The organism is Methylotuvimicrobium sp. KM2, assembly GCF_038051925.1.
GTDB lineage: Bacteria > Pseudomonadota > Gammaproteobacteria > Methylococcales > Methylomonadaceae > Methylotuvimicrobium.
The window spans coordinates 4,996,745-5,002,976 of record NZ_CP150634.1 but is presented as its reverse complement, the minus strand read 5'-3'; the positions used below and the strand labels follow the sequence as shown (position 1 = coordinate 5,002,976).

Here is a 6,232-nt window from a genome sequence, read left to right as displayed (position 1 = left end):
TATTTAAGAAGGTAGCGAAGAGTAAATAGATGATATTATAAAAAAAATATGCCACTATACAGCAATCAAATCAGTGCCGACATAATTGACATAAACCGGCGTTTATTCTATCATCCCGGATCTTTTTTATCCGTTTTTGTTAACAATCATCTGAACCAGGATTACAGGCCATGAAAAGAACCTATCAACCCAGTAAAATTAAACGCGTAAGAACTCACGGTTTTCGTGCCAGAATGGCGACCAAAGGCGGTCGCAAAGTCATTAACGCCCGTAGAGCCAAGGGCCGTGCCAAACTAACAGTCTAATTGATTGACGAACAAGGTATTTAGTTTCCCGCCGCAGTTAAGGTTAAGGAAGCCTTCTGAATATAAAAAAGTCTTTACCAGACCGGTAAAATCGAGTGATGCTTATTTCACATTACTGGCGGTTAGGAATGAGTTTAATCATCCTCGACTGGGTCTGGCAATTGCGAAAAAAATCATTAAAAAGGCTGTGGACAGAAATATGCTCAAAAGGACTGCCAGGGAAAGCTTTAGACTACAACAACACGAATTGATCAATATTGATGTTGTTGTCATGGCCCGAAAAGATGCACTCAATGCATCACCGGAACAATTACAAAAGTCATTGGCAAGGCATTGGCTTAGGTTGGTAAACCGATGCGAGTCTTACTCATAGCAATTATAAAGTTATACCAATACTTTATAAGTCCATTGTTAGGTAAAAACTGTCGTTTTTATCCCAGCTGCTCCTGCTATGCCTTAGAGGCGCTCCATCAACATGGAGCCGCCCGGGGCACCTATCTTACATTCCGAAGAGTATTAAAGTGTCACCCTTTTCACGAAGGCGGGCTTGATCCTGTTCCAGAAAAAATTTGGTAAAAAGAATGGATAACATTAGATTTATATTAGTCGTTACTTTTGCAATGCTGATCTATATGCTCTATGATGCATGGCAAATCGATTACGGTCCAAAACGCGAAACTCCCGTCGCACAACAAACGCCGCAAGACCTTAAGGAAGACTTGCCCACGGCAACCGGCGAACCGCAAGCCGAGTCACGCGCTGAAGCAAAACCCATAGTTACCGAGGTAACCGAACCGGACGCTATTATCACTGTAACAACCGATGTTCTTGCGTTGGAAATCGATCCCAAAGGCGGCACGATTCGCAACCTCGATTTGCTGAAATATCCTCGTGAAAAAGAAAACACCGCTGTTGAATGGGTTTGGAATCTATTCGGCTTTTCGAAACCGGAAAAAGATCTTAGTCCGATCCGCTTATTCGATAGTACCGCGGAAAGATTATTTCTGGCGCAAAGCGGTTTGATTGCCGCCGAGGGTTCGGCAAATGCAGCTACTCACCATAGCGTATTTAACTATGAAAAAGATCAATACTATTTAAGTGAAGATCAAGACACTATCACTGTACCGTTGACATGGACCAATAACGAAGGGTTGACTGTCACTAAAACGCTCACCTTTAAACGCGGCAGTTATGCTATTGGCGTCAATCAAACAGTCTCAAACGATTCGACACAACCTTGGACCGGCCGGCAATATAAGCAATTGTTAAGAGTTCCGTATAAAGATGAAGTAGGGAATACTTTTATTAGAACCTATGCCGGCGGCGTCGTTTATACCGAAGAGAATAAGTATCAAAAAGTCAGTTTCGACGACATGGCGAGCGATAAACTGAATGTCAAAACGACAGGCGGTTGGAGCGCGATGATTCAGCATTATTTTGCTGCGGCATGGATTCCGCCCAAGGATCAAGAAAACACGTTTTACACTAAAGACCTCAAAGACTGGCGTTACGTAATCGGTTCCTATTCTCCTGCGTTTACGGTCGAGCCGAATTCAGAAATGGAATTTAACGCACAATTGTTTGCCGGACCGAAAATCCAGCCGATGATGGAAGAAATCGCCAAAGGGTTGGAATTGACCGTCGACTACGCTTGGTTAACGATTATTGCCAAACCGATTTACTGGTTACTGAATCAAATTCATGGTTTTGTCGGTAACTGGGGTTTGTCTATTATCGGTGTGACCTTATGTATCAAACTGCTGTTCTTTAAATTGTCGCAAGCCAGCTTCCGATCAATGGCAAAAATGCGCAAAATTCAACCCCGTCTGAAAGAACTGCAAGAACGTTTTGCCGATGACAGACAGCGTTTCAACAAAGAAATGATGGACATGTATAAACGGGAGAAAGTCAATCCCTTAGGAGGCTGTTTACCGATATTGGTTCAGATTCCGGTATTTATTTCTTTGTATTGGGTATTAGTCGAAACCGTTGAATTGCGTCAAGCTCCGTTTGCGTTGTGGATACAGGATCTATCGGCGCAAGATCCGTTTTTTATTTTGCCGATCCTGATGGGCATTACGATGAAAATTCAGCAAAGTCTAAACCCTGCCCCGATCGATCCGTTGCAAGCGAAAATCATGAAAATGTTTCCGATCGTATTCACGGTATTCTTTCTATTTTTCCCGGCCGGTTTGGTCTTGTACTGGGTGGTCAACAATACGCTGTCGATCATCCAACAATGGTACATCACTAAAAACCTGGAAGATGCTAAGTAAAACCTGAGTGGATATCGGTACCAACGATACCATTGCCGCGATTGCCACGCCGCCCGGAAACGGCGGCGTCGGCATTGTACGGATATCGGGACCTGCGGTTTCTATTATTGCCGCTAAATTAACCGATCGTCCGTTACCGCCAAGATATGCCGTATTGACACCGTTTATCGATAGCGACGGTTCATTCATCGATACGGGCATCGCCATCTATTTCCCTGCCCCGGCTTCCTATACCGGCGAAGATATTCTTGAGCTGCAAGGACATGGCGGTTCGGTCATTCTCGATATACTTCTCAAACGCGTCTTATCGCTAGGAGCCCGACTGGCACGGCCCGGCGAATTCACCGAACGCGCCTTTCTTAACGGTAAAATTGATTTAGCGCAAGCTGAAGCGGTTGCCGACTTGATAGAAAGCAGTACCGAACAATCGGCGCGTTCCGCACAACAATCGATGCAGGGTGCATTTTCAAAGCAAATTAACGAATTAGTTGAAGAACTAACCGAACTCAGAATCTATGTTGAAGCCGCCATCGACTTCGTCGACGAAGAAATTGATTTTCTCGGTGACGGAGTTGTGCAAAATCGTATCGACCGATTGGCGGAAAAACTTCGAACTATCTTGTCGACTGCGCGACAAGGTCGATTGCTACGCGATGGAATGACGATCGTATTGGCCGGTAAACCCAATGCCGGTAAATCCAGTTTATTGAATGCCTTGGCCGGCCATAACGCTGCGATTGTGACCGACATTGCCGGCACTACACGCGACGTGTTGAAAGAACGCATACAAATCGACGGCATGCCGCTGCATATCATCGACACGGCAGGTTTACGCGACAGCGACAATGCCGTTGAAAAAGAAGGCATACGCAGAGCACGAGAGGAAATGAATCGGGCCGATAAAGTCTTATTGATGATCGATGCCACAGATCCCGAGCATCAATCAATAATTGAAAACATGCCCGAACACGTACCCGTCACTAAAATCTACAATAAAATCGATCTAATCGGCATCGAACCTGAAATTCGAGAATCCGAACAAGGCACTCAGATTTATTTATCCGTCAAAAAAGAACAAGGCCTTGATCTTCTTAAACAGTATTTGAAAAACAGCGTCGGTTATCAATCCGAAACCGACAATGTTTTCATAGCTCGGAGACGGCATATCGAAGCCTTACAAAAGGGTTTGAAGTTCGTTCAGAGTTCTCAAGCGCAATTACAAAACCATCAAGCTGGGGAATTAGTGGCCGAGGATCTCAGACAAGCGCAGCATTGTCTCGGTGAAATTACTGGTGCTGTTTCGTCCGATGACTTGCTAGGTCTGATCTTTTCCAGCTTTTGTATAGGAAAATAAAGACGATGTTCGCGTTAGCAGTTGAAACGGTTCTCTTTCCTACTAAATAAACCATTTAGGAAATAGTCAATGATTGCTTTTCGATACACTCAGGGTGGAAGAGGGTACGATTTCTCGCTTGGCAGGACACCGTAAATACGTCCATTTAGGCTTAACGGCGAAAATTGATTGCCATGGATGGTATGAAGGCAGATTTTGCAGGAGCAAAAAATCTGCCCTGCCGCCGACACTTATTAATCGAGTTACCGAACCTGCTTACCTTGCATTAAAAATAGGCAAGTTATTTATGAACGAACTCTAAACGCTTTAGGTTATGATCTTCATAATTGAAATACGTAGAGTAAAAAATGTTAGAATTGCATAGCGTTGAATATTTCCGCTTCTAAGATTAGACATGACAAGGTAAGATAAAACTGTATTTTTTGCGGAGGGATGCCGGAGAGGCTGAACGGCCCTGACTCGAAATCAGTGGGGGACGCAAGTCCCACGAGGGTTCGAATCCCTCTCCCTCCGCCATATCTACATTTCATGGCAACCTTTAGTGTTTTTAAAGATTGATACTAAAGGCATTTTATTAAACATTCCGTTCATTAAATCCTTTTAAGTTTGCATAATAAGACGGTATATTTGACGGTATACCGTCAACGAAAAAAGGATATACCGTCAAATGACTCTCACTGTTAAAGATCTACGCGATGCGGAGCCGCGCGACAAGCAATATAAGCTGACCGACCGCGACGGCCTCTATGTGCTTGTGCATCCCAATGGTGGAAAATATTTCCGCTACGATTACCGCTTTGGCGGAAAACGAAAGACACTTGCACTGGGCACCTTTCCTGAAACCTCGTTGCGGCAGGCTAGAGACGCACTGCACGAAGCAAAGCAACAAGTAAAAAGTGGTCTCGATCCTGCCTTATCCAGGCGGATAGAAAAAGCTGGGCTCACGAAAAACACCTTCGAAGCGATCGCAGTTGAATTTCTCGGCCAGCACGAACACGAATGGAGCGAAACGCATTATGTTCGCGTCAAGCGCATGCTCGAAGCGGATGTTATCCCCTGGCTTGGCAATCGACCGGTTAGCGCACTGACAGCACCCGAAGTGCTCGAAGTCCTCCGTCGTATCGAAAAACGCGGTGCGCTCGAATCGGCAGCGAGAACCAAGCAGATCATTGGGCAGGTGCTACGATACGCCATTGCCACCGGTCGATCCGCGCGCGACGTTGCCGCCGACCTCCGTGGCGCACTGAAGGCGCCGACGCGCGGAAGTTTCGCAGCCATTGAAGACCCTAAAGAGCTGGGAGCACTCCTTCGTGCTATCGATAATTACGAAGGATCCTTTCTAGTCCGAATGGCACTCGCTCTGCAACCGTATGTATTCGCCAGGCCGGGCAATCTGGTTTCAATGATGTGGGACGATATCGACCTCGATACAAGGCTATGGGAGCTCGATGCCGAAAAAATGAAAATGCGTCGTCCTCACGCAGTCCCGCTTAGCACACAGGCAATTTCAATTCTTAATGAAATCAGACCGCTCACCGGATCAAGCCGATTTGTATTCGCCAGCTTTCACGGTACTGGCGACAAACACATATGCCGGGAAGCGCCCGGCATGGCCATTCGACGGATGGGATACAAAGGCCGTCAAACGATGCACGGCTTTCGAACAACCGGCAGCACACTATTGCATGAAGCCGGTTTTCGCTCCGATATGATCGAAAAGCAACTGGCACACAGCGAGCGCAACAAAAGCAAAGCGGCTTATGATCGATCGACACTACTTCCGGAACGGCGACAGATGATGCAGCATTGGGGCAACTTCTTGGAAAAGTGCAAAGAATAGCCCTCGTGCTTAATTCAAAATCCCGATGCCTATTGTGCACAAACAAACCGCTCTATACTATAAAAGCCGAAATAAACAAAAAAGGTGCGCCATGAATCCTGAACAACTGATTATGAAATGCTATGCCGAACAAGAAGGTGATTGCTGGGTGGCCGTATGCTTAAATTTCAACCTGGCCGCTCAAGGGGACACATACGAGGAAGCTAAAACCAAACTCGAATCGATGATCCGTGAATACGTTCATGATGCACTTATCGGCGACGACAAACCCTATGCAGCGCAATTACTCTCAAGAAGCGCACCGCTATCTCTATGGCTTAGATATCAAATCATTCGGCTAAAAATCGCGCTTTACCATACTCACCAAAAAATATTCGACGAAACCCTACCGCTACGCCCTGCATGAGCAGTACATTTGTACGGTACAGATTCCTAAAAAACGCCCCCTACCTCTACG

Annotated in this window: 7 protein-coding genes and 1 tRNA gene; all 8 read left to right on the top strand. The window is 45.8% G+C overall.

Annotated elements, in window-relative coordinates; translation table 11 throughout:
* Positions 1–170 precede the first annotated feature (170 nt).
* The 8 genes from rpmH to WJM45_RS21075 all read left to right on the top strand — a co-directional run bounded on the left by rpmH (position 171) and on the right by WJM45_RS21075 (position 6,181).
* The gene (gene rpmH / locus WJM45_RS21110; protein ID WP_084685550.1) at positions 171–305 is read left to right on the top strand and encodes a 50S ribosomal protein L34; all 135 of its coding nucleotides are present in this window, start codon (positions 171–173) and stop codon (positions 303–305) included.
* 4 nt (positions 306–309) lie between these two features.
* Positions 310–678 (top strand): ribonuclease P protein component, encoded by a 369-nt coding sequence (rnpA, locus tag WJM45_RS21105; RefSeq protein ID WP_341326968.1) that lies wholly within the window; start codon positions 310–312, stop codon positions 676–678.
* Entirely contained in the window at positions 660–881 is a 222-nt protein-coding gene (gene yidD, locus WJM45_RS21100; RefSeq protein ID WP_341326967.1) for a membrane protein insertion efficiency factor YidD, read from the top strand. Before rnpA ends, yidD begins: the two co-directional genes overlap by 19 nt.
* A gap of 5 nt (positions 882–886) precedes the next feature.
* Positions 887–2,581: a membrane protein insertase YidC gene (gene yidC / locus WJM45_RS21095; RefSeq protein WP_341326966.1), complete on the top strand. Its 1,695-nt coding sequence runs from the start codon at positions 887–889 to the stop codon at positions 2,579–2,581.
* Between the two features lie 7 nt (positions 2,582–2,588).
* A complete protein-coding gene (gene mnmE, locus WJM45_RS21090; protein ID WP_341326965.1) occupies positions 2,589–3,935 on the top strand; it encodes a tRNA uridine-5-carboxymethylaminomethyl(34) synthesis GTPase MnmE in 1,347 nt (448 codons plus the stop codon).
* A gap of 426 nt (positions 3,936–4,361) precedes the next feature.
* Positions 4,362–4,451 (top strand) — tRNA-Ser (locus WJM45_RS21085).
* Between the two features lie 151 nt (positions 4,452–4,602).
* Positions 4,603–5,775 carry an integrase arm-type DNA-binding domain-containing protein gene (locus tag WJM45_RS21080; RefSeq protein WP_341326964.1) on the top strand — a complete coding sequence of 391 codons (1,173 nt, stop codon included), beginning with the start codon at positions 4,603–4,605 and terminating at the stop codon, positions 5,773–5,775.
* 91 nt (positions 5,776–5,866) lie between these two features.
* Positions 5,867–6,181 carry a hypothetical protein gene (locus WJM45_RS21075; RefSeq protein WP_046061723.1) on the top strand — a complete coding sequence of 105 codons (315 nt, stop codon included), beginning with the start codon at positions 5,867–5,869 and terminating at the stop codon, positions 6,179–6,181.
* Positions 6,182–6,232: the final 51 nt, after the last annotated feature.

Excerpts from the sequence above, each read along its gene's own strand:
- rpmH (WP_084685550.1), top strand. The coding sequence starts at position 171 with ATGAAAAGAACCTATCAACCCAGTAAAATTAAACGCGTAAGAACTCAC.
- WJM45_RS21075 (WP_046061723.1), top strand. The coding sequence starts at position 5,867 with ATGAATCCTGAACAACTGATTATGAAATGCTATGCCGAACAAGAAGGT.
- yidD (WP_341326967.1), top strand. The coding sequence starts at position 660 with ATGCGAGTCTTACTCATAGCAATTATAAAGTTATACCAATACTTTATA.
- WJM45_RS21080 (WP_341326964.1), top strand. The coding sequence starts at position 4,603 with ATGACTCTCACTGTTAAAGATCTACGCGATGCGGAGCCGCGCGACAAG.
- yidC (WP_341326966.1), top strand. The coding sequence starts at position 887 with ATGGATAACATTAGATTTATATTAGTCGTTACTTTTGCAATGCTGATC.